This window comes from uncultured Rummeliibacillus sp. (genome assembly GCF_934216135.1).
Classification (GTDB): domain Bacteria; phylum Bacillota; class Bacilli; order Bacillales_A; family Planococcaceae; genus Rummeliibacillus.
Map to the genome: position 1 here is coordinate 52515 of NZ_CAKQBI010000006.1, position 23660 is coordinate 76174.

Annotated in this window: 19 protein-coding genes; 9 read left to right on the top strand and 10 right to left on the bottom strand. The window is 34.4% G+C overall.

From position 1 onward, the window contains the following. Positions 1-8 precede the first annotated feature (8 nt). From Q0977_RS05650 to Q0977_RS05670, 5 genes are all read right to left on the bottom strand, one after another. Positions 9-1199, bottom strand: a complete 1191-nt coding sequence (locus Q0977_RS05650) for an MFS transporter (protein ID WP_119413973.1) — start codon at positions 1197-1199, stop codon at positions 9-11. 327 nt (positions 1200-1526) lie between these two features. Then, positions 1527-3218, bottom strand: a complete 1692-nt coding sequence (locus tag Q0977_RS05655; protein ID WP_119413974.1) for a b(o/a)3-type cytochrome-c oxidase subunit 1 — start codon at positions 3216-3218, stop codon at positions 1527-1529. After that, complete coding sequence (locus Q0977_RS05660) at positions 3219-3695, bottom strand: cytochrome c oxidase subunit II (RefSeq protein WP_119413975.1); 477 nt, start codon at positions 3693-3695, stop codon at positions 3219-3221. It lies immediately after the preceding gene. A 33-nt stretch (positions 3696-3728) separates the two neighbouring features. Further along, positions 3729-3851: a cytochrome c oxidase subunit 2A gene (locus tag Q0977_RS05665; RefSeq protein ID WP_119413976.1), complete on the bottom strand. Its 123-nt coding sequence runs from the start codon at positions 3849-3851 to the stop codon at positions 3729-3731. A gap of 265 nt (positions 3852-4116) precedes the next feature. Continuing rightward, positions 4117-4911 (bottom strand): TIGR00266 family protein, encoded by a 795-nt coding sequence (locus Q0977_RS05670; RefSeq protein WP_119413977.1) that lies wholly within the window; start codon positions 4909-4911, stop codon positions 4117-4119. 295 nt (positions 4912-5206) lie between these two features. Here Q0977_RS05670 and Q0977_RS05675 point away from each other — a divergent pair, with 295 nt between their 5' ends. Further along, complete coding sequence (locus Q0977_RS05675) at positions 5207-6379, top strand: saccharopine dehydrogenase family protein (protein WP_119413978.1); 1173 nt, start codon at positions 5207-5209, stop codon at positions 6377-6379. Between the two features lie 62 nt (positions 6380-6441). On the opposite strand, the gene Q0977_RS05680 is transcribed toward Q0977_RS05675, so the two are convergent. Continuing rightward, positions 6442-7833: a polysaccharide deacetylase family protein gene (locus Q0977_RS05680; protein WP_299511275.1), complete on the bottom strand. Its 1392-nt coding sequence runs from the start codon at positions 7831-7833 to the stop codon at positions 6442-6444. Between the two features lie 141 nt (positions 7834-7974). Between Q0977_RS05680 and Q0977_RS05685 the strand changes: the two genes are divergently transcribed. Further along, positions 7975-8721, top strand: a complete 747-nt coding sequence (locus tag Q0977_RS05685; RefSeq protein WP_119414061.1) for a threonine/serine exporter family protein — start codon at positions 7975-7977, stop codon at positions 8719-8721. 10 nt (positions 8722-8731) lie between these two features. Beyond that, on the top strand, positions 8732-9196 hold the full coding sequence (locus Q0977_RS05690; protein ID WP_119413980.1) for a threonine/serine exporter family protein: 465 nt from the start codon (positions 8732-8734) through the stop codon (positions 9194-9196). A 71-nt stretch (positions 9197-9267) separates the two neighbouring features. Here the strand turns inward: Q0977_RS05690 and Q0977_RS05695 are convergent, their stop codons facing one another. Next, complete coding sequence (locus tag Q0977_RS05695; protein ID WP_299511278.1) at positions 9268-11280, bottom strand: bifunctional diguanylate cyclase/phosphodiesterase; 2013 nt, start codon at positions 11278-11280, stop codon at positions 9268-9270. Positions 11281-11789: 509 nt separating this feature from the next. On the opposite strand from Q0977_RS05695, the gene Q0977_RS05700 reads away from it, so the two are divergent. Then, positions 11790-13523 (top strand): ABC transporter ATP-binding protein, encoded by a 1734-nt coding sequence (locus Q0977_RS05700; RefSeq protein ID WP_299511280.1) that lies wholly within the window; start codon positions 11790-11792, stop codon positions 13521-13523. Beyond that, positions 13516-15339: an ABC transporter ATP-binding protein gene (locus Q0977_RS05705; RefSeq protein ID WP_299511282.1), complete on the top strand. Its 1824-nt coding sequence runs from the start codon at positions 13516-13518 to the stop codon at positions 15337-15339. Before Q0977_RS05700 ends, Q0977_RS05705 begins: the two co-directional genes overlap by 8 nt. Before the next feature lie 85 nt (positions 15340-15424). Here Q0977_RS05705 and Q0977_RS05710 read toward each other — a convergent pair whose 3' ends face one another. After that, positions 15425-16471, bottom strand: coding sequence for an acyltransferase family protein (locus Q0977_RS05710; protein WP_299511284.1), 1047 nt, complete (start codon positions 16469-16471; stop codon positions 15425-15427). A 117-nt stretch (positions 16472-16588) separates the two neighbouring features. On the opposite strand from Q0977_RS05710, the gene Q0977_RS05715 reads away from it, so the two are divergent. Continuing rightward, the gene (locus Q0977_RS05715) at positions 16589-17452 is read left to right on the top strand and encodes a GNAT family N-acetyltransferase (RefSeq protein ID WP_299511286.1); all 864 of its coding nucleotides are present in this window, start codon (positions 16589-16591) and stop codon (positions 17450-17452) included. A 315-nt stretch (positions 17453-17767) separates the two neighbouring features. On the opposite strand, the gene helD is transcribed toward Q0977_RS05715, so the two are convergent. Then, a complete protein-coding gene (gene helD / locus Q0977_RS05720) occupies positions 17768-19990 on the bottom strand; it encodes an RNA polymerase recycling motor HelD (protein WP_299511288.1) in 2223 nt (740 codons plus the stop codon). Positions 19991-20344: 354 nt separating this feature from the next. Here helD and Q0977_RS05725 point away from each other — a divergent pair, with 354 nt between their 5' ends. Then, positions 20345-21088: a glycerophosphodiester phosphodiesterase gene (locus Q0977_RS05725; RefSeq protein WP_299511290.1), complete on the top strand. Its 744-nt coding sequence runs from the start codon at positions 20345-20347 to the stop codon at positions 21086-21088. Between the two features lie 36 nt (positions 21089-21124). Here Q0977_RS05725 and Q0977_RS05730 read toward each other — a convergent pair whose 3' ends face one another. Beyond that, positions 21125-22147 carry a DUF2804 domain-containing protein gene (locus Q0977_RS05730; RefSeq protein WP_119413988.1) on the bottom strand — a complete coding sequence of 341 codons (1023 nt, stop codon included), beginning with the start codon at positions 22145-22147 and terminating at the stop codon, positions 21125-21127. A gap of 304 nt (positions 22148-22451) precedes the next feature. On the opposite strand from Q0977_RS05730, the gene Q0977_RS05735 reads away from it, so the two are divergent. Both Q0977_RS05735 and Q0977_RS05740 read left to right on the top strand, forming a co-directional pair. Then, positions 22452-22931, top strand: a complete 480-nt coding sequence (locus Q0977_RS05735) for an amidase domain-containing protein (RefSeq protein ID WP_124217720.1) — start codon at positions 22452-22454, stop codon at positions 22929-22931. Between the two features lie 112 nt (positions 22932-23043). Beyond that, positions 23044-23622, top strand: a complete 579-nt coding sequence (locus Q0977_RS05740; RefSeq protein WP_119413990.1) for a nitroreductase — start codon at positions 23044-23046, stop codon at positions 23620-23622. The last annotated feature ends 38 nt before the right edge of the window (positions 23623-23660 follow it).

Here is a 23660-nt window from a genome sequence, read left to right on the forward strand (position 1 = left end):
TTCTTGTGTTAGTTTTCCTTTTTAATCATCACGAAAAGACAAAGAATAATAGGTAAAATGAGTAAAGCTGAAGATGCAATTCCGTAAGAGATAGAAGTGTATAATGCTATTACACCAATAATGGGGCCACCAACAATTTGTCCAATGGCATCCAATTGGCCGAACATCGACAAAGCTGTAGCTCTACCTTTTGATGCTAGTCTTTCATTGGTCATTGTACTGGATATAGGGTAATAAACTTTTCGTAAAGTGCTAGCCATCAAATATGTTATGATTGCGAGCGTAAAATATGAGCTAAAAGCAAAAATAAGTACCATAATGGTTAACAAACTATTTGTAATTAGAAGAATTACAGAATAGTTTTTATGAATGTGACGTTCTATATATTTCAAAATAATCATATTCAGCAAAAAGGTAAAGGCATAAAAAGCACCAAACCAATAGACAGATGTTTCTTCAGATAAATGGAAGTCCTCGATAAAACGTGCTCCCCATAGCCGATCGTAACCTTCACTTGCTAATCCCCATAGTACGGTTATAACTGCCAAACTTATGAGTATCGTATTGCCTCGAATTTGATTAGCACCATCTCGAATCGTAATGAATAAATGACGGATTGTCGTAATATCTTTTGAATGAGTTACTTTGATAAACTTTGTTTCTGGCATGATTAAAAACGCGCCCAAAGACAATAGGATGAGCATTATACCCGCAATAATAATCGAAATCTTGACCGAGAATAGTGTAGCTAGGCAAACGCTAATTAAAATACCTAGAAATTGCCCCAATGATTCAAACTGTGCACCTTTCAAAAATACAGAATTTAAGTCTTTTCCATTTAGTTCATCTGCGATCCAAGCTTCTTCCGCACCACTTATAAATGTCCAACCAATACCCCATAGTCCAGAAGCAATGGCAATTGACCAAAATGAAGGAAAAGTCCCTTCAAACACATGTGCAATACCAATGATTAAAGTTCCGATGAATAATGATCGCTTACGACCAAAATGATCTGCTATTAACCCTGTAGGTATTTCAAATAAAAAAATAGTGGCTTCTAGAATTGTGCCTATAAGAACAAGTTGGAGAGCATTAAGATTGGCATCTACAACATAATAGAGTGCATTAACCGTAAATACAATTTGTATGAACAATGAGCGTAAACTCGTAACAGTATAATAGATATTTTGTATCTTCAATTTTTTTCCTCCGATTAAATAGGATATCGGAGGTCAAACTCTCAAAAATTAAGACAGTATGTCCTCCGATTTAATGTTGAAAGTTTGTATGAATCTTTTCATATTCGTCACTCCTTCGATAAATTTAGAATTATTATAACATTTAAAATAACAATAATGGAAAATTTTTAATATAACTAATAACATGAATCTTAAATAAGGGAAATTTGAATAAGATGTAGTAGTTCAATATAAAAATACGCTTCTCCATTTTAATGAAGAAGCGTATTTTTATTTTAGAACACATCTAGACCATGAAATTTAAATGACATTAACTTAAGCTGATGTTTACCAAAGTTTAAAACCTTTTGAACCAATAGGGGAATTCTCAATGATATTGTAAATCGGAAATGTATAGGCAATCAGGATTAAAGCAGCTAATATAACAATCCATACTTTAAAATTTTCCAATATGGGAGGCGTCTTTTCAGCTTGAGGAGCCAATTCAGCGATTGGAAATTCTTGCTCACCTTTAGGTGTAAACCACCACAGGCTTACACAAATATAAAGAAAAATAATTATTCCTATAAATAAGAATGTACCTCCAATTGCTTGAGCAATTTGATACGATGCCCAAGTCTCTGCGATTTCAGCACCGCCATAGTTAGAAAAAGCGGACCTTCTTGGTGCGCCCAGCAACCCCTCAAAATGCATGCCAATCGCCAGAAATAACATACCAACAGCCCAACAAATTGTTTGAATGATTCCTAATCTATTCAATGAGGGAGTGAAGATTCTTCCTGTTAAATGTGGTATTAACCAATAGGATGCGCCGAAAAATGTCAAAACGGCAGTTGTGGCGAGAGTTAAATGGAAATGACCAGTTACCCAAATCGTATTATGAACAACTTGGTTCATCTGGAATGAGGCATTGATAATACCACCAGCCCCACCAGGGACAAAAGCAACCATACCTACAAATGGTGCAAGAAAACGAGCATCGCCCCAAGGCAACTTTTTTAGCCAACCAAACAAACCGGTTGCACCAAGCTCACGACCACGCATCTCAAATGTCGCGAACATAGAAAAAGCTGTAATCATAGACGGGATAACAACCATCATCGTTAAAACAACTTGTATATATTTTGATGGACTATCAATTCCGGGGTCTGTTAGTTGATGGTGAATTCCCACTGGAATAGAAAATAATATGAACATGATAAATGACAATCGAGCTAATCCATCTGAAAATATTTTTCCTCCAATAATTTTAGGAATAACACAATACCATACCATGTATGCTGGTAATAACCAAAAGTAGACAAGAGCATGTCCAAAATACCAAAACAGAGTTCGGGTCAATAATACATCTACACGTTCTACTAAGCCGAAGGACCAAGGTAATAGTAAGAATACGACTTCAATTGCTACCCCTAAAGTTGCGACTACCCAGAGTAAGCTATTACAAACAGCCATAAAAGATATTAAGGGAGTAGTTTTGCGCGGATTCTCTTTACGCCATTGTTCCCAACGTAGACAATGTCCCATAAGATCAACCCACGATCCAATAATAAGTAGTGCTAACCCAAGATAGAAGATCCAATGTGCTTTTAAAGGAGCGTAAAAAGTATAAAGAACAGATGCCTCATTTAGTAAAATCATAATGGTTGCCATAATTGTCCCAATCGTCATTAGCCAAAAACCAATCCATCCGAGTATTCTTTGTGTATCTGAAAGTGCACCAGAAGTTCTACTTACAGCAGCAGTTTGAAAGCCTAGGATAAAAAAGGTAGTGAAGACAAGGGCTAATAATACACCGTGAATCGTTAGAATTTGATAATAACCTAATGGTGCAGGTAGTTCAAAATACCCCGAGCGAACAAGTACTTGCAGAAGCCCTGCAGTAGCTCCCAAAAGTAGAGCTATAAATGCAACATACATGTGAGCTAATACGAGATGAGCATCTTTGTTGTCTACTTTTAATACACCAGCAGTTTTAGCAGAAAAACTTTCTGTTGGTTTTTGCTTTTGTTTCTTCATTTAATCCACCACCTTTAACATTGAATGCATTTGAGCATGTCCCACACCACAATATTCGTTACAAACAATTAAATAGTCACCAGCTTTATCAACAGTTGTCGTATATTCAGAGATATATCCGGGCTCTGCCATCATATTGACATTCGTACCAGCAACTTCAAATCCATGAATGACATCTTTAGAAGTAATGATGAATTTAACTTTTGATCCCTTAGGAACATGCAATTCAGCTGGATTATAATAAAAAGCGGAGGCTACTAATACCACCTCATAATCCCAATCCTTCCCTGATACTCTGTGGACGCCAGGATTATTGAAAGGAGCGATTTCATCAACTTTTTCATAGTTGATCGTTTTTATAGAACTTGGTGGATGGCTCCCATAATGGAATGCCATTATACCCGTTATTAAGAGAAATACAATAAGAGAGGCACCACCAAAAATAAGCCAATATTTCTCATATTTGTGTAGATGCATTAACTAACCTTCTTTCCAATTCCTAAATAAAATTTAAAACCGATCAAGATATATTTTTAGAATAGATGACCAAGTCATAATGATAAAAATGCCTAGTGCTATTACAAAGAAAAAGGTTCCTTTTAGATTAGCATCTGGTTGTTTTTTGTCTCCCATAATGGACCTCCAATAATGAATTTTTCTAGTGATAGTTCGACAAGATATGCTAACATACTACCCATTTTTATAAATGGACATTCAAGAAAGAGATTATTGATGTAAGTCTATAGGATGATTCATAACAGATACTTTTAGAAAAAATAAAATGCTCCACACTATCTTCTTTTCAAGAAAATAATGTGAAGCACAAATATGTTATACACTTTTTGGTTTTGTAGTGTGGTACTACATCTCTACGGAACAATTAGTTTCCCGTTGAAGACTAGTTATCACTAAACATGTTAAAGAAACCACCAAGCCCTTTTTCATCAGAAGAAGGACCTCCTGGAGTTTGGGGAGCTGCTGCGAATACTCGACTTGCTAAACGGCTAAATGGTAATGATTGAATCCATACTGTACCAGGACCACTAAGAGTTGCAAAGAATAGCCCTTCACCACCGAATAATGCAGTTTTTACGCCGCCAACTGCTTCAATATTATAGTCGACAGAGCCTGTCATTGCGACAAGACATCCTGTATCGACTCGAAGCTTTTCGCCCGGTTGAAGATCTTTTCGGATAATTGTACCTCCAGCATGGACAAAAGCCATACCGTCGCCTTCTAATTTTTGCATAATAAATCCTTCGCCACCGAAGAATCCAGTACCTAACTTTCTTTGAAATTCGACTCCGATTGAAACACCTTTAGCCGCTGCAAGAAATGCATCCTTTTGACAAATAATTTTGCCATTAAATACGCTTAAATCCATTGGAATGATTTTCCCTGGATAAGGTGCTGCAAACGAAACATGTTTTTTACCCATTCCTTCGTTAGTGAAGGTTGTTACAAATAAACTTTCACCAGTGATTAAACGTTTGCCAGCCCCCATAAGTTTACTCATAAAGCCACCAGCACCACTATTGGAGCTATCTCCAAATAGTGTTTCCATTCGAATGCCATCTTCCATCATCATTAATGCACCAGCTTCAGCAATAACTGTTTCGTTTGGATCTAATTCAACCTCTACAAATTGCATATCATCGCCATGTAGTTTGTAATCAATTTCATGATTATTCATTTCTATACCTCCAGTTTAATTTAACTCTTCAATTTAAGTATAAATACGAAGTGATATGAAGAAAAGTTTCAACAACAATTCTAAATTTAATTGTTATAAAAAGAGGGAATAACCTTTTTGTAGAGAAAATATAAAAATAGAAATATATTGCTTAAAGTAGATAATAATGATTTCAACTAGTATAAAACGTTATTTATTTACTTGTGAGATAACACATGTAGGTCCGGCGTTATGCATAAAGATATAAAGAGTACAGTAAGTTCTAAAATCTATATTGACCAAGGGGGATCATAATATGAAAGTTGCAGTCTTGGGTGCTGGTCTAATGGGAAAAGAAGTTGCACGTGATTTAGTAAGAAATCCTAATGTTGAAAAGGTTTTTTTAGCAGATTTAAACGTTGTCCAAGCACAGGAATTTGCTGATAAACTTCAAACTGATAAAATTGAAGTTTTAAAATTAGATGCTTCAGATGATCAACAACTTAAAATTGTAATGTCGAAAGCAAATGTTGTTGTGAATGCGCTATTTTATAAGTTCAATGAAAAAGTGGCTCGGACAGCAGTTGAGATAGGGGTCCACTCTGTTGATTTAGGTGGTCATATTGGTGGGGTAACGGATAAAATATTGAAGCTTGATTCTGAAGCAAAAGCAAAAGGTATAACAATTATTCCAGATTTAGGCGTTGCACCTGGAATGATTAATATTCTAGCTGGCTTTGGAGCTTCTAAATTAGATGCTGTTAAAGAGATTAAAATATATGTAGGCGGTATTCCGGTGGAGAAGGAGCCTCCTTTAGAATATAACGTTGTATTTTCGTTAGAGGGCGTTTTTGACCATTATACTGATCCTTCCTATGTTGTTAGGGACGGGGTATTACGTGAAATTCCTTCTTTATCTGAAATTGAACCTGTCTATTTCAAAGGATTTAAGGGATTAGAGGCTTTCCATACATCAGGAGGATTATCAACGTTAACGCAATCATTCCCTGATATTCAAACTTTAGAATATAAAACAATCCGTTATTCTGGACATGCAGAGAAGTTTAAGTTACTCGTGGATTTAGGATTAACGAGTAAGGATACAGAAGTAAACGTTGATGGGAACAAAGTAAAGGCAAGAGATGTACTACGAGAAGTATTACAAAGTAAATTAGAACTTGGTAAAAAGCGAGATGTTGTATTATTACGTGTTCTAGTAAAAGGTGAACGTAATGAAGAAGCAGTTACTTATGAATATGAAATGGTCACTTATAAAGATGCAGAAAATAATGAAACTGCGATGGCGTTAGCCACAGCAAATACTATTTCAGTTGTTGCCCAACTAATTGGTGATGGTACAATTGCTGCGAGTGGAGTATTTCCACCAGAAAAAATTGTCCCAGGAGAAGCGTATATACGTGAAATGAAACATCGAGGAGTCACTATTATAGAAACGAAACACCGCTCAACAAATATTGTAAAGGGGTAAGCATATAAACAGGGCTTCTAAAAATTCACAGACTTAAGGTGAACTTTTAGAATGGCCCTTTCTTATTTTTTCTTTTCCATATTATTTAGTTCTGAGACAGTAACAAATGTATACCCCTGTTTTTCCAGATAGTTAAGTACATTGTCAAGCCCATTTGCTGTTGGCATATGAATATCATGCATTAAAACAATGGCCCCAGGATAAGTATATTTCTTAACATAGGATAAGAGTTTTTTTGAATTACGATGTTCCCAATCTCTTGTATCGACGCTCCACAAAACAGTAGGAAGTTTCGTCTGTGAGCGAACCCTGTTGTCTACAGATCCATACGGAGGTCTAAAGAGAGTAGGGTTATGTCCTGTCGCTTTATGGATTGCTTTGTTTGTCATTGATAATTGTTTTTTAATTTGCGCATTTGTTAGTTGCTTCAAGTTGGCATGTGTGTAGGAGTGATTTCCAATTTCATGTCCTTCTTTCCAAACTTGTTTAGCAATTTTAGGATTAGCATTTACTTGAGAACCGACCATGAAAAAGGTTGCCTTTGCATGGTGTTTCTTTAATATTTTTAATACTTTAGGTGTTACTGTATTACTTGGGCCATCATCAAATGTTAAGGCTACGACTTTTGTAGGTTTCTTCTGTACAGCTTTTTTAACTTTTACTTTATATGGTTGTGCAACTATGTTATTAATAGAAGATAAAGGAATATGAACAGCTTTTATCTTTGTAATATTTTTGGATAATATACTGCTATTATAGTAAATAGTCAGTGTTTGATCGGTAAGAGAATAGTTTTCGAAGTTTATCCAAAGTGGTTTTGTTGCTTTTTTAATAGAAGGCGTGTTCATAATATTTTTCAGTTCTTTGTCCTTACTCATTGCGTCTTTAACAGCATTAGCTAATTGTGTTAAGCTTTTTTGAGACGGAATAACATCTTGAAGTAAGATTTGCTTATTATTTTTTTGATCGTACATAAAGGTCTTTACAGTTTTTTGCTTAGAATCTTTACCGATATATATAGATTGTGTTAAAACAAATGTGTAATATTTTTTCTTGTGTATGATAGTTTTGTATGTAATAGACAGATTGCCAGCTATTTGATCATCTTTTTGGAGTGACTTTTCCATATCCTTTAAATATTGGTCGCGTACTTTATGTATAGTATCTTTTACAGATTGATTGAATACTTTACTGGATGTCTTCGGATATTGAATGGTATAAGGTGCATTTTTATTGGTGGATTTTTCAGTAACAATGTAAATACCATTATACTTTGTCTTTTCTTTCACTATATCTGCTGATGCAGCCAATGCAGTATGTTCATGATCGTTGGAAGAGATATTGCCATTTCGCATACTAACTAGAAAAATGGTGAGAACAGTTAATGATAGGATCGCACAAATTAGTAGAAGGTCGACCCAACGTGGTTTTTTCTTTGGATGAATGGTGGTCACTTCCTAACTTCCTCCTTTATTGTTGATAATTTCATTCTAACTTATTAGGGCTTAAAAGAGGATAAAAAATTTAGAAAAATTTCATTTTTGTTAAAATAATTTAAAAATAGTCAAATTTATGAAGAGGTGAGAGGGGAATTGATTGAAACAGCCCAAGAAGAATTAGCAATCGATTGTTTTCTTCTCGCAGGACGGTTACTGATACAAAGTGGTGCGGAAACATACCGTGCAGAAGATACAATGCTTAGAATGGCAATTTCACAAGGTTTAACAGATGCCCAAAGTTTTGTTACGCCTACTGGTATTATATTTTCTGCGGGGCATAAAAGACCCACAAGAATCGCACAGATTTCAAGTCGTACAACAGATTTGGAAAAAATAGCGTTTATTAATTCTGTTTCTAGAAAGTTAACTGCGGGTGTAATTACTCTAGAAGAAGCTTATAGCGAATTGATAAAGATTGAACATACTGATTTATTCTTTCCAATCTGGGTACAAGTTTTAGCTTCGGCAATTGCCAGTGGCTGCTTTTTAATTTTGTTTAATGGGACATGGGTGGATTTTCCTTCAGCAATGGTAATTGGGGGAATTGGATACCTCATTTTTTTAGCAATGCATTCTTTGACAAAGGTTAAATTTTTTGCTGAATTTACCGGATCGTTATTTGTTGGATTACTATCTGTTTTAGTGTATAAAGCAGGTTTAGGATATCAGCTAGATAAAATTATCATCGGTTCTGTTATGCCATTAGTACCTGGTTTGCCAATAGCAAATGCTGTACGAGATTTAATGGCAGGTCACTTTGTATCAGGGGTTGCTAAAGGAATGGAGGCACTTTTAACGGCTTTTGCAATTGGCGCGGGTATAGCACTTGTGTTGTCATTTTAGGAGGAGATTTATGGATTGGGTTGTTCAAGGGATACTTAGTTTTATAGCGACAGCCGCTTTTGGCATTATTTTTAATGCACCAAAAAGGACATTATTCCATTGTGGTTTAGTTGGTATGATGGGGTGGATGATCTATTATGCATTTATCCGACAAGGTGTAGATGAGGTATTTGCGTCATTTGCTGGTGCCTTTATCATTTCAATTGTTGCACATATATTAGCACGACAATTCAAAACACCGATGATTGTATTCAGTGTTGCGGGGATTATTCCGCTTGTGCCGGGAGGACTAGCATATAATGCGATGAGAACAATTGTTGAAAATGATTATCCAGAGAGCATACAATATGCTGCAAGGGTATTTATTATATCAGGTGCAATTGTGATGGGATTAGTGTTTGCAGAGGTATTTATGCAGTTAATCTTTAATGCAATACGTAAAAGAAAAGCGAAATTAGTAAAATCTTCTTCATAAATAAAGCGATTGGATTCTAATAAGTGAATCCAATCGCTTTTAAAATTTATAAGGAATGCAGTGCGCAATAATTATAATAATTTTACGACTTCTGATGCCTCAATCGGTCGGCTGACGTGGAATCCTTGAATTGCATCACATCCAAATTCCGTAAGTATATCTTGCTGTTCTTGTGTTTCAACACCTTCTGCAAGGACGCGCATATTAAGCGATTTTCCAAAATGAATAATACCTTGGATCAACTTTTGGCTTTTTGGTTGATATTGAATAGAAGAAATAAATGCTTGATCTATTTTAAGTTGAGATAATGGTAATAATTGCATATATCTGAAAGATGCATAACCAGTACCAAAATCGTCTAGAACAAATACAATTCCATCATTTTGCAATTGCTTCATTTGTTGAATAATAGATGCTTCAGCTTCAGCTTCAAGTGCAAATTTTTCTGTAATTTCGATACGCAATAATTCAGTAGGACAACCAGTTTCCTCAAGAATTTTACGTATTTGTTTGACCATATTTTTATCTCGAAACTCTCTTACAGATGAGTTAATACTTACCTTAAGATCAATCCCTTTTTTGTGCCATTCGGCAGCTTGTTGACAAGCTTGTTCCAACATGAATGAACCAATATCATTGATTAATCCAGTTTCTTCAGCTATAGGAATTAGTATATCTGGCGGAACAGATCCAATTTCTTCATCATCCCAACGAACTAAAGCTTCCACGGTAGTGATTCTACCAGATTTTAAATCTAGTTGTGGTTGATATAAGACTTTTAAATCTTTTTTATCTAACGCAACAAGTAAACGCTTTTCAATAACTGATTTTGTATGTAATGCTTTATGATCAGCTTTTGATAGACTAACAATGTTGCCACCACCTTCAGCCTGTACTTTTTGAATGGCAGCATGTGATGCTTTCATCAAATGAGTAAAGGACACTTGATCATCTGGATATTTTGTAATTCCACCACTGATTGAAAGGGGAAGAACTCGACCATTTACGTAAATCGGATGTTGTTCCAAATAAGATAGGAAACCTTGGATAAACCATTCGCCAAGTGGAGTTATCACAACAAATTCATTGGTATTAATACGTGCCATTGAACTATCTTGGAAAAACATCTTCATTCTTTGTGTAAATTCTTGAAGTAAAACTTTTTCTGCTTGATTGTTATATAATTCTTTTAAAGAATAAAATTGATCAATGCTAAAATAGACAAAAGAGAAATGATGATTTTCTGCAATCATTTCGTTAACAATTTGTTCTAAGCGATATCGGTTCATAAGACCGGTTTCATGATCGATATAGGCGATTTTCTCTAATCGGTTTTGTAAGATTTTTTTCTCCGTAATATTATTTTCAAGTGTTATGAAGCTAGAAGGTGTTTGAGAAGAAGTATAGATTGGAATTGCCGTAAGGTCGACCCAATAGGATTGTCCATCTTTTGTTATTTTTTCAACTTCTCCTTTCCATATTTTTCCTTTAGTCAATTCTCCCCATATTGTATCCGCTATTGTAGTACCATCAGATTGCTCAGGGAACATTTTCCAAAAACTTTTTCCTATTATTCGTTTCGGTGTCCAATTGCTATATTTTAAAAATAGATCATTCGCGTATGTAATTAACCCTTCGTTATCAATAGATAGCATCATAAAGGAAGATTCTAAACCTTCACGAATACTTGAAAACTCATTGAAAGATCCAATTTTTTTCTGTTCTGATGAAGCCATTATAAATTGACAAAAAATTAACCGGCTATTATCAATGGTAAATGATTTGAAGGTGATGGGAATATTCAAAATTTCTCCACTCTTAGTATGTACAGCAATAGGTTCTAGTTGAAACAATTCTGTAGAATGAATAATTTCTTGCCATAATTCTTTATATAGATTTGTCCTTTCCTTTTCTATAAAGGGAGTGAAATTTCCAATTACTTCTTCTTGTTTATAACCAAATGTCTTTTCTGCTTGACGGTTCCAAACAACAACTAGGCCTTCAGAATTCAAAATCATCATTGGATAGGGTGTTTGGTTTAATACAGGATTAGCAGCTTGAAAAATTGTTTGAATATCATTCATGAATTCTAAGTCTCCTTGAGTTTTCTATATTTATTATTATAGTAAATAGAAAGTGATAAGTCATTAGTAATAGAATGAGAGTTAAAGAAAAAATTTTTTAGGACAATAATAATGGAGAGTTTTAAATTTATTTTTGTGAATACAGTAGTATATATATAGTTAATAATTTTAGAGTTAAGTAATACGTATTGTAAAAATATAGATAATAAATTTGCTATATAGAACGTAATGCTTATTCGCATAAATGACTAAGGGTAGAGTTAGTGTTATGAAAGAGTATAATTATCAAATTATTTAAGCCGTTTATGCTAACAATCTCTTAATTGTATGCTACTTTATTATTACCATTGTATTTGGAAAATTTGCTAATTACAATTATTTTGCTGTATTCTCGTTTTTTTTCTATTCATATCTTTAGTATAAAAAAACAGTAAAATGTATTACGTAGTTAAAGAAAATTCGAATTTTTTAAAAATAATTATATGGAACCGTAAGAAAGGAGTTTATCATTGAATACGATATTTCAATACATAAAAAGGTATAGGTTATCTACTATTATAGCGCTTATGCTAATGTTTGTTGAATTAGCTGTAGAGCTTACGCAACCATTACTTATTCGAAAAATAATAGATGAAGGAATCGTTGTAGGGGAAAGTCATACGATTTGGCTATGGGGGTCAATTATGATGTTTCTTGCATTACTTGCTTTCTTGGCAGGTATTTGTAATTCTTTTTTTGCAGGGTATGCTGCACAAAATTTTGCTTATGATTTGCGAAATGCACTGTTTAAAAAGGTTCAATCATTTACAATGGCAACTTTTCTTCAATTTCCTTCTGCAAGTTTAATCACACGGTTAACAAATGATGTAACACAAGTGCAACAGGTATTCTTTATGAGTTTACGTATTATGTTGAGAGCACCTTTAGTAGTTTTAGGTAGTTTAATTATGGCATTTTATGTGGACGCATCATTGGCCATTTATTTATGCATTGGAATACCAGTTCTTGCGGTTTTTATGTATATGATGGTGAAGAAGAGTATCGGTCATTTTGCATTAGTTCAACATAAAGTAGATCGTGTAAATCGAATGATTCAAGAAAATTTACAAGCGATGCGTTTAGTAAAAGCTTATTTACGAGGTTTATATGAAGTGAGTCGCTTTGAAAAGGTTGCAAGTGCATTAAAAAAAGATACGTCAAGTGCCTTACGTTTAATGGAATATATCCAGCCTATATTATTAATCGTGATGAATATTGCGATGTTAGCTATTTTATGGTTTGGAGCAGGGCAAATTCAAAACGGGAAAACCAATATTGGAGATATAGCAGCGATAGTCAATTATACAATGCGTATGACCGGTTCGTTTTCAATGTTTGCTTTTATCATTACACTTTTTTCACGTGCGAAAGCATCGGCAACTCGTATGGAAGAAATACTATTGATCAAGGATGGAATAGAGGAAGTTGTTTTACCTACAAAAATAGAGGCACCATATAAGAAAGGCGAAATTGTATTTGAAAATGTTTCGTTTAAATATCCACAAACAGACAGATACGTATTGAAGAATATTTCATTTAGCTGTAAAAAGGGTGAGAAAATCGCCATTATGGGTGCAACTGGTTCTGGAAAATCAACGTTATTGCAGCTTATCACCAAATTTTATGAAGTAGAAGAAGGTCGTATATTAGTCGATGGCGTAGACATTAAAGAATGGAATTTAAAGAATCTTCGTCAGTCAATCGGATATGTACCACAGCGGTCATTGTTATTTACAGGAACTATTTTTGACAATATTACTTGGGGGAAAACAAAGGCGACAAAAGAAGAAGTAATAAAAGCCACAAAACAAGCTCAAATTTATGATTCCATAATGGACTTTCAAAATGGATATCAAACACGTGTAGGTCAAAAAGGCGTTAATTTATCTGGTGGTCAAAAACAAAGACTATCTATAGCAAGAGCAATTTTACGAAAACCTGAGTTTCTATTGTTTGATGATAGTACAAGCGCTCTAGACGTAAAAACAGAGTCTGCGTTATGGAAAGCGTTAGAAGAGGAACAAGCAACGATGCTTGTGGTAACACAGAAAATACGAACAGCTAAAGGTGCAGATCGAATTATATTATTAGAGGATGGTGTTCTTTCTGCATTTGGAACACATAAAGAGTTAATAGCAAGTTCAATTTTATATAAAAAAATTGCGCAATCCCAAATGGAACTGGGGGTAAAAGGTGATGATTAAATCAAAGCTGCGATCATATATATATGAACCTGTTTTAACTAAAGAAGATATTCAATCTTCAAAAAAGAGAAAAGGCGCAAGGGCAAGCGATTGGCGAAAAACATTAGGTCGAATTTGGAAAATCGTAGATGAACAAAGGGCTTTGTTAATCATCATTTTGCTAATGGTCGTTATAAGTTCAATTTTATCATTATTAGGTCCATATCTAATCGGTAAAATAATTGATGACCATATGATAAAAAAAGATTTTACAGGTTTAAAAAGTATGATTTTAGTTCTGATATTTGTTTATATTGGATTGTCTATCTCAATATTTTTGCAAAATTATTGGATGATTGGAATCGCACAACAAACGGTATATCGAATGCGAACAGGACTATTTGCAAAGTTTCAACGATTACCAATTGCATTCTTCGATAAAAGGCAACATGGCGAATTGATGAGTCGTATGACCAATGATATGGATAATATTAGTTCCACCTTAAATAGTACATTTATCCAAGTGTTTTCGAGTGTTATAACGTTAGTTGGAACTTTGGTAGTAATGTTTTCAATGAGTCCGCTACTGACTTTTTTAACGATGCTAATTATTCCTGTTATGTTTGTTTCTACTCGTTGGATTACGAGAAGGACAGGGAAATTATTTAAAACACAACAACAAGCTTTAGGATTACTTAATGGAATGATTGAAGAGACCATTTCTGGTCAAAGGGTAGTTAAGGCATTTTCTCAAGAACAACGGATGATTGATGAGTTTGCTAACAAAAGTAGTGATTTACGTAGAGTAGGGTATTGGGCAAATGTATACTCAGGTGCAATTCCGAAAACGATGAACTTATTAAATAATACCAGCTTTGCAATTGTTGCAGGAGTCGGTGGAATTCTAGCATTAAAAGGTTATGTTTCTATTGGAACAATTGTTGTTTTTTCTGAATATGCTAGACAATTCACAAGACCTTTGAATGATTTATCGAACCAGTTTAATAATGTACTGTCAGCTATAGCTGGTGCAGAACGAGTATTTACGATAATGGATGAAAAAGAGGAGCAAGACCAAGGAAAAGGCGAGTTAATACGCGAAATTCGAGGAGATGTAACATTTGAAGATGTATCTTTCCAATATAATTTAGAGGAAGATATAGCAACAATAGAGCATATTAACTTTCATGTGAAAAAAGGACAAACAGTTGCTTTAGTTGGTGCTACGGGGGCTGGTAAGACAACTATTATGCAGTTACTTGCTCGTTTTTACGATCCTCAACAAGGACGTATTTTAATCGATGATTGTCCAATCCAAACAATCTCTCGACAAAATTTGAGAAGCCAAATGGCGTTTGTCCTTCAAGAGCCTTTTTTGTTTGAAGCAACTATTAAAGAAAATATTCGTTATGGAAGACTTCAAGCAACCGATGATGACGTTGTTAATGCAGCAAAAAAAGCTAATGCACACAATTTTATCATGTCATTACCAAACGGTTATGATACCGTTTTAACTGCAGATGGAGGAGAAATTAGTCAAGGTCAAAGGCAATTGTTATCCATTGCAAGAGCATTGGTGGCCAATCCGGCTATTCTTTTGTTAGACGAGGCAACTAGCAGTATTGATACAGTAACGGAATTAGAGATTCAAGAGGCTTTAGAGCGATTAATGGAGGGCCGTACAAGTTTGGTCATTGCGCATCGATTAAATACAATTAGAAAAGCTGACCTTATATTAGTTATGGAAAAAGGAAAGTTAATAGAATCAGGGGAAAGGGAAAAATTGATAGCTAAAAAAGGCGTGTTCTATCAAATGTTACAACAGTCAACATTATAAGCTAAGACTTGTTTTGAATAAGCCGTTCAAAAGTAATTTAATTTGCTTTTGAACGGTTAAATTTGAAAATAAATGCATGCTTGTTTTACGATCTTGCCACTTTTTTAAATCGAAAATTACCCATTAACAAAGTAGCATAAGGCATGAACCGTTGCATGAATACGGAAATGATTAGTGGGATGAATAGGCAAATCAATGTATAGCCTAACAATTCGTATTCTATAAAATCGTTTATCAATTTATCTACTGATATGTGCAGATACATAATTGTAATAGAATGCATTTCAATAAACTCCAACACCTTCAGGCGAATATACTTCGATATAAATTGGAATAGTCCAAAAATCATCACTAGAAATGCAATAGGTAGTGCGATATCTAATATTGGATGACTGTAGCGAATAAATTTCATACTAAGATGATAGTCTAATTCTTCGTTCCAGGTTAATCTCATAGCCATTATAGAAATAGATGTACATGTAATCCATAAGGGGAGTTTTATGTGTAAGAAAATTTCTTTTGCAAAATAACCGATTGCAAAATAGCCAATTGCAATGAGTACTACATCTAAGTTCCAAGGTACTAAAATAGTTTGGGATGCTTCATCGACAGACCCACCTACAATATTCACTACATAAAAACTTTCTAATTGGGCAATTATATAGCAGAGTGTAATAAATAAAACTTGGTTTATACGATTTAAATAACGGGTAACAAATAAAAATGCAATATAAGTAAAATATAATGTAGTGATAAACCAAATTACTCCGTATGAGCCACGAGCAAAACGCCCACCAAAAAGAATAGTAAGTAAATCATGTTTATAATATTCAATATCTATGTGCCCTGTCAAAAAAGCTAATCCATAGCGAAGACATGTTATGATAAATATAAAGAATATATAAGGCACTAGTAATTGTATAGATCTTTTTTTGATAGATTGAATCATAGAGGTACTAGAATCAGCTGGTCTAAAAAATAAGCCGCTAAGAACAAAAAATGCAGGCATATGGAACCAATAAATATATGTTAGTAAAGGATAATCCAGTTGTTTTGGATAATGACCTATTACTACAAGCAACATTAAAAAACCTTTTGTTGCATCGACCCAGGTTAATCTTTTTTTCGTCATTATTTTTAGCCTCCAAAGCGATATTCTATACCTTTAGTCGCATGAATAAAAGTAGGGTAAAATAATATTTTTATATCATTTATATTTCAAAACTATTACAAAACGGAGGACTTATAGTTGAATATTTATCTAATGAAAGCATCATTTCCTATTGATGAATTGACCATAAAGGAAATGATGGACATAATACAAAAAACTAAAGAGCAATATCATCAAGATATTTCGCCATTAACAAATTGCAATGATTGGGGGAATTATAAGAATATAGGTTTTGTTATTCTAGCATATAGTGAAGAAGACCAACTTTTAGGATTCATAGTGGCCAACGATTTATTTGGATTAAATACATATGAATGGACTGTAGTTGTACACCCAGAATACCGCAGAATGGGTATTGGAAGAGTGCTTGTAGATGGTTTAAAAAATGCCCTAAATGAAAGAGGAGCAACAGGCGATATGGCTGTATCCTTTGCAGATGAAGTTGGACATCAGTTTTTGCACCAACAAGGCTATGAATACAACTCTTCAGAAGCTACATTGCAAGCCCCTTCAGAAAAAAGTGAAGTTTCCAATCTTATTCATGTTCGCTTTTTTAAAGAGGAAGATAAAAATAAACTCATCCAATTAATGCACGATGGTTTTGGAGATCTGCCTGAAGAAACTGAAGAACTTATTTCACTTAATACAACGACTAAAGGTCGATCACTTTATATGGTAGAACGAAACCAAGAAATAGTTGGGACAGTTTCGTTAGTTGAAAATGAAACGGGTATATGGATTACAGCACTTACAGTAGATCCAATAATTCGTGGTCAAGGAATAGGCTCATCTATTTTACAATGGGTAAAAAACTATGCATATACATCTGACCAATACAAAGTGTTACTAGAAGTTGAAATTGATAATAACAGTGCAATTAGTGTGTACAAGAAAGCTGGATTTACACCAATAAACCAAATAGATTACTTTGTGAGAGCCTAAATACCAATACTTACAACTTTGGCATCAAGGGTAAAATTTACACAAAATTAATAAATAATTGACATTTAATATGTATACTTTTTAAATAAAAAACATAATATAGAAGTAAATGATAATAGGTTTTGGAGGGGATTGAATGAGGATGCCTGCATTACCAAAGAATGAGGTTTCACAGAAAAAATTTTTCACACAATTTTTACTAAAACTCTTTAGTCGAAACTTAAGCAAAAGTCATAAGAAACGTTATTATCCAATTCCTTCTAGAAAATAAAAAAGCATGAGAACATCTTTATGGATGTTTTCATGCTTTTTTGATTAAATCAAGAGATCTTCCTTTTTAGGAGCGAGTAAATGTAATTCATGCATAGCACGAGTGATTGCAACATACAAAAGTTTACGATCAATCGGTGTATCACGGAATGGTTGGTCTACTGCTGCAATTATGACAGCATCAAATTCAAGCCCCTTTGCAAGATGACTTGGGATGATCAAAAGTGCATCTTGGTCAATTTCAGATGTCTCTGATAATGATTGCACTTTAATTGACGTTTTTTGCAATGCTTTTGTCGCCATTTTCGCTTCAATGGTTGTCTTACAAATAAGAGCAATGGAGCGATGTCCTTTACTTCGAATTTGTTCATAGATTTCAATGATTTTTGATGTATCGAACTTTTGCATTTCATGAAATGTTGGTTCATCCCCATGACGAACTACGGGTTCTACTAAAGGTAAATCTTCTTTCATTTTTTCTAAAATACGATTAGCAACAGCCATAATTTCAATTGTAGTACGATAACTTTTTTGCAATGTTTTGTAACTAGCTCTAGGGAAAAGCTCACGAACGGGTGCCCAATCTGTCAATGAACGATAGCTGTGAATCCCTTGTGCAAGGTCACCAACCATTGTGAACATATCTGTCTCAAGTCCCTCTTTTAAAGCAGCAAGCTGAAACAAGCTATAATCTTGCACTTCATCGATAAAGACTACCTTCATCTTCCATTCCTCTTTGATGCCTTTAATCTTTGCATATAAATAGAAAATTGCAGCTAAATCTTCTAAAGCCCACGTTTCTTTTTTGTGCACTTCTTCAAACAAATCATGTTCTTTTTTAGACCATTCCGGTGCAAGTTCTTCTTGTAAGACTCTATTCGTCAAAAATTCGCGATACAATGATTTAATCTTATACTTTTCAAACCTTTTCATATAACGAGTTACAACAGTTTTTGACTCTTTTTCTACTGCAGGAAGTCTTGCATCGCGTTCATCAATCCATTTTGTGACAACCTTTTTTCGTTTTGCGTCATCTCGAATGCCGAACAGAGCTTTATCAAGAACAGCATCATAGCGTTTTTTTAACGTATAGAGAAGTTGTTTTCGCTTTTGTCGAATATGACTTTGCATCACAGAGCGAACTTTTGCTAATCGTTTTTCTAAAGGCATGTAGTTATAATCCTCTAAAAATAGTCGACGTAAATGTGAAGCTTTTAAGATGCGGTATTTTTCAATATAAACATCTTCAAATTGATCAGCAATTGCACCTTCTAGTTTTGCTACATAGCGTGCCATTATATCTCTGTATTCGAGAGTTCCTTTCATTTTAGAAACCCATAATGTCGTTTCTTCTATTTTGTCTTGTTTTACTAAATCCTCTAGCTGCTTATTTGGATCCTGTAATTTTAGCTTTATGTGGGTAGCATTTTGTACATATTCAGCAAAAGTTGTCTGGCAAATTTGTCCGACCCCAAGTTCAGGTAAAACGTCTGCAATATAATCTATAAATAATTTATTTGGTGCTAAAATCATTAAATCTTGTGCACGGAAGTGTTCACCCATTGTATATAGAAAATAGGAGATTCTATGTAGGGCAATCGTAGTTTTACCACTACCTGCAGCCCCTTGAACAAGAATTGGCTGTTTTAAGTGTGCACGAATAACTTCGTTTTGTTCCGCTTGGATGGTGGAAACGATTTCTGTTAAGCGAACATCTGCCTTTCCAGCTAAAGCATCCTGCAAAAGTTCGTCATTTGTAGTGAGGTCAATATCACGTACTTCTAGTAATCGACCTTTTTCTATTTTATATTGACGTTTTGAGTAAAGATGACCTTTATTTTCTTCTCCATTTACTTCATAAGTTAAATCACCAAGACGTCCATCGTAATATACATTAGCAACTGGAGAACGCCAGTCTACAATAATAGGTTCTTGCGTTTCGCGATCAAAAAGTGATGTTTTTCCGATATATAATTTTTCAGAGGGTTCATCTTCTTTTTGGAAATGAATACGTGCAAAGTAGGGCTTTTGACGAATCGCCTCTAATCCTTCACTTTGGTTTTTGGCCATATCAAAGAAACGAGCATTTGTTAAAATATTTTGGTAGCTTAAACTTGAATCTAAGTAATCTAAATCAGCCATTGCCGTTCGAATATTTTCTTGTGCAGTTTGAACGTCTCGTTTTGATTCGTCTAATAATTTTTGCATATAGTATTTTGTATAAGCTAAATGTTGTTCTTCCTCTTTAAAATCCGGATGTTGCGTCATTAAATTTGGCCTCCTTTTTTTATCCAAATATGATGAAGTCAACTAGAGCCCAATCCTGTGGCAAAGTTGGCACTTGTACGTCCTGTATGTAGGAACCCCACTGAAGGAAGTCGCAATAAACGGGCAGTAATTCCCACCAAAGAGGGTAGGGGAATAACTGCCCATAAAAGCCCTATTGGTTCAACTAACCATCAGTGGAGATGAAGCTCCCACTAATGGAAGTTTCACTTTATCCTAGGGTAATAATTATAACTATACGCTAATGCGTAGTTGATATGAAGTTTAAATATTGTATAAAATTTGCTCTAGCGATAGGATGTATTTAGTAACTAGAAAATTGCTGGAGGAAAACAAATGAAAATATTCGCGCATCGTGGTGCATCAGGTGATTATCCAGAAAATACATTACTTGCTTTTAAAGAAGCAGCAAAATTACCGATTTACGGCGTTGAATTAGATGTTCAGCGTACAAAGGATGGCGTATTGGTAATTAATCATGATGAAAAAATTGACCGTACTTCGAACGGGAAAGGTTATATTCGTGATATGACATTTGAAGAAATTCGGTCATATGATTTTGGTAAATGGAAAGGTCAGCATTTTACTGGAGAGAAAATTCCTACACTCGATGAAGTGCTTGATATTTTCAGAACAACACATCATATGATTAATATTGAATTGAAAACCGATGTATTTGAATATCCAGGTCTAGAAGATGATGTTATTGAAACAGTGAAATCACATGAGATGATGGAGCGTGTCTTATTTTCATCATTCGACCATGAAATAGTAGAACGAGTTCTTCAAAAGGCACCTACCAATGAAGTGGCTGCACTATTCATGAAAATATTAGTAAATCTAGATGCATATGGTCAAATGATTGGTACAACTGCATTGCATATTTCACTTGTTGCAGCAAAACGAGAATCTGCGAAAAAAGCCATTAATGCTGGCAATACAGTACGAGTATACACCGTTAATACAACCAATGATTACGATTTGATGGAAGAGATTGAAGTAGACGGTGTATTTACAGATTATCCAGAAAAACTGTACCGACATGCATATAGTAAAAAGTACAATTGGAAAATGAACTAAAAAAAGAGAGGTCTAATTTTATAGGCCTCTCTTTTTTTACCACTTCGCAACATGTTCTTCTATTGTTCCTAGTAATTGTTGAATAGGCATAATAGACCCATCCTCTAATCGAATACGTCCATCATAGTAGCCCACCATTTGATGAACTTTAGATTTTACTAGTTTTACATCTGTTGAGGCTTCACGTTCAAAAAATGGTGTAAAGGTAAGGTGAACATCATCGGTGAATTTTGTATGAATATGCCAGGGTTGCATAAAGTCTTGACTATTATATTTAAAAATAACGTCTTCATGGATTTTTTGCATTTTCCCATCTATAAACAGAGCATTTTCAGTCATACCTGTTCCATCGGTCCATTGACCACCAAAATTTATAGCAATACGGTGATTGCCACAACTTTGTGACGCCATTGCCCAATTCCAAACAGCTTCTCTTGGCCAAATTCCTCGCCCATAATCCAATACTGCAAAACAATCTTCTTCGTTAAAGTTGTATCGTTTATCGCCAATTTTCACATAGCCACTTGTTGGTAATGAGTGGTGCTTGGCTGTGAATTGGAATGTTTGACGATTCCAAGGAATCACTACATTAAGTGAGTCATCGCTTTCTGGATGTTTGATTGTTAAATCAGCGTGTAAAAGTTCATCATCAAAGTCAGGGATTGTGACCGTCATTTGAGTTTCTCCTTGAGAGTATAATATTTGGACTTTCATATCACTATTATTTAGAGATATTGTTTCCAAAACATTTTCAGGCATTTTTAAACGACTACCAAGAGGGATTGTAATCGTTTTTTCAAAATATCTTTGAGTTTCATATTCGAGAAAATAAACGAAACATACTGCTGCGTAATCTAAATGACTAATGGTCGCCGAGAACATAATATCGTCACCGAATATGCACCAATAATTCCACTTTTTCTTGCGCATGAAATGACCCTTTAAATTACTTTGGATAATAGGCTTTCTAGCATACCCAATAGCAGCAGGATTTAAGTTTCCTTTATGATCGCATAGTAATGTTGGTTCAACAATCTCTTTTTCAGCGTGCTGAGTCAATTCAAACATCCTTTCAAACAAAAATAAGAGATACAACTAAGTTGTTTTTATTGTACCAAAAATTATGTGATTTTTGTCACTTCATCATGGAAAAATGAAGAATTGTGTTCTTTAATAATTTTGAGTTTATATTATTGACATAATTGGATATAAATATATAAATATTTACCGAATAAAGTAAATGTAATCATACGAAATCTATATAATATTTCTTTTGATCTTTCTAATGATATCGGTTTTCTTTAAAGGATAAGTAGCAAATAGTGCTGTTTTTACATAAGGTAAGAACAGGAGGTTTTGGGCTATGTATAATAGGAAAGCGGCAGTTGAATATGCTAATCGTTGGTGGAACAGTTTCAATCCTGCTTTTCCAAAATTCGATGATGATTGCACAAATTACATTTCACAATGTTTATTGGCAGGTGGAGCTCCTATGACGGGTGCACCTAATCGTGCTAAGGGTTGGTGGATCAAAGGTGGAACTTGGAGTTATAGCTGGACGACATCAAATGCGCTCCGTTGGTATTTAGAAACGGCTAAAACAGGATTAGTCGGAAAACGAGTGGATAGTGTCAGTGAATTACAGTTAGGGGATTTAATCTTTTTAGATTTTGATGGTGACGGTAAAATTAATCACACCTTAATCATAACAAGTATTGTTAAGGGTGTACCATACGTGAATGCACATACAACGAACAGTTATCATCGATTATGGACATATGAAGATTCAAGTGCATATACACCTAATATAAAATATTACTTTTTCAAAATAGATGTCATATAACCTTGCAGTTATGTTCTTTTATATTTTAGAAAGATTGTGGTAAGGTTGATTTTAGTAATATACATACCAGGTATATTCTATGTAAATTGTGATTGTATTAGGAGTGATTATGATGAACGAACAATCTTTATCTGTTGAAGAAGCTATCCGTGGTCGTCGTTCTATTAAAATGTTTAATGGTCAACCAGTAGATCGTGAAGATTTAATGGAAATCATTGATATTGCAGTATGGGCGCCAAATCATGGTAATCGTCAACCATGGCGAATTGTATTAGCTAGTGGCTCTGAATTAGATGAATTGAAAGATTTAATCCGTGAATATGCAGTGCCAGATTGGAAAGAGCTATCTGAAGAAGTACTTGCGAAGAAAATGCAAAAATTCGTAACCCCGGGTGCTTATGCATTTGTCATTGTACCTCAAGACGTTCGCCAAAAAGAACGTTATGAAGATTTTGCAGCAGCAAGTGGCTTTATCCAAAACATTCAATTATTAGCATGGGACCGTGGAATCGGTGCATGTTGGAAAACACCAAACTGGATTGATAATCCAAAATTCCGTGATGCACTAGGTGTAAAACCAGAAGAACGAATTATCAGCATGCTTCAATTTGGTTATTTTGATACAATTCCTAAAGAAAAACCACGTAAATCTGCTGAAGAAATTGTTACTAACTTTGGTGAAAAGGAATAATTGTGAAGGTATTTTTTTCACCCTTCCTTTTAAGCTAA

Coding starts and splice junctions, on each gene's coding strand:
- Q0977_RS05690 (WP_119413980.1), top strand. CDS start 8,732: ATGGATTGGGTTGTTCAAGGGATACTTAGTTTTATAGCGACAGCCGCT.
- Q0977_RS05725 (WP_299511290.1), top strand. CDS start 20,345: ATGAAAATATTCGCGCATCGTGGTGCATCAGGTGATTATCCAGAAAAT.
- Q0977_RS05655 (WP_119413974.1), bottom strand. CDS start 3,218: ATGAAGAAACAAAAGCAAAAACCAACAGAAAGTTTTTCTGCTAAAACT.
- Q0977_RS05740 (WP_119413990.1), top strand. CDS start 23,044: ATGAACGAACAATCTTTATCTGTTGAAGAAGCTATCCGTGGTCGTCGT.
- Q0977_RS05705 (WP_299511282.1), top strand. CDS start 13,516: ATGATTAAATCAAAGCTGCGATCATATATATATGAACCTGTTTTAACT.
- helD (WP_299511288.1), bottom strand. CDS start 19,990: ATGACGCAACATCCGGATTTTAAAGAGGAAGAACAACATTTAGCTTAT.
- Q0977_RS05675 (WP_119413978.1), top strand. CDS start 5,207: ATGAAAGTTGCAGTCTTGGGTGCTGGTCTAATGGGAAAAGAAGTTGCA.
- Q0977_RS05735 (WP_124217720.1), top strand. CDS start 22,452: ATGTATAATAGGAAAGCGGCAGTTGAATATGCTAATCGTTGGTGGAAC.
- Q0977_RS05695 (WP_299511278.1), bottom strand. CDS start 11,280: ATGAATGATATTCAAACAATTTTTCAAGCTGCTAATCCTGTATTAAAC.
- Q0977_RS05710 (WP_299511284.1), bottom strand. CDS start 16,471: ATGACGAAAAAAAGATTAACCTGGGTCGATGCAACAAAAGGTTTTTTA.
- Q0977_RS05665 (WP_119413976.1), bottom strand. CDS start 3,851: ATGGGAGACAAAAAACAACCAGATGCTAATCTAAAAGGAACCTTTTTC.
- Q0977_RS05660 (WP_119413975.1), bottom strand. CDS start 3,695: ATGCATCTACACAAATATGAGAAATATTGGCTTATTTTTGGTGGTGCC.
- Q0977_RS05670 (WP_119413977.1), bottom strand. CDS start 4,911: ATGAATAATCATGAAATTGATTACAAACTACATGGCGATGATATGCAA.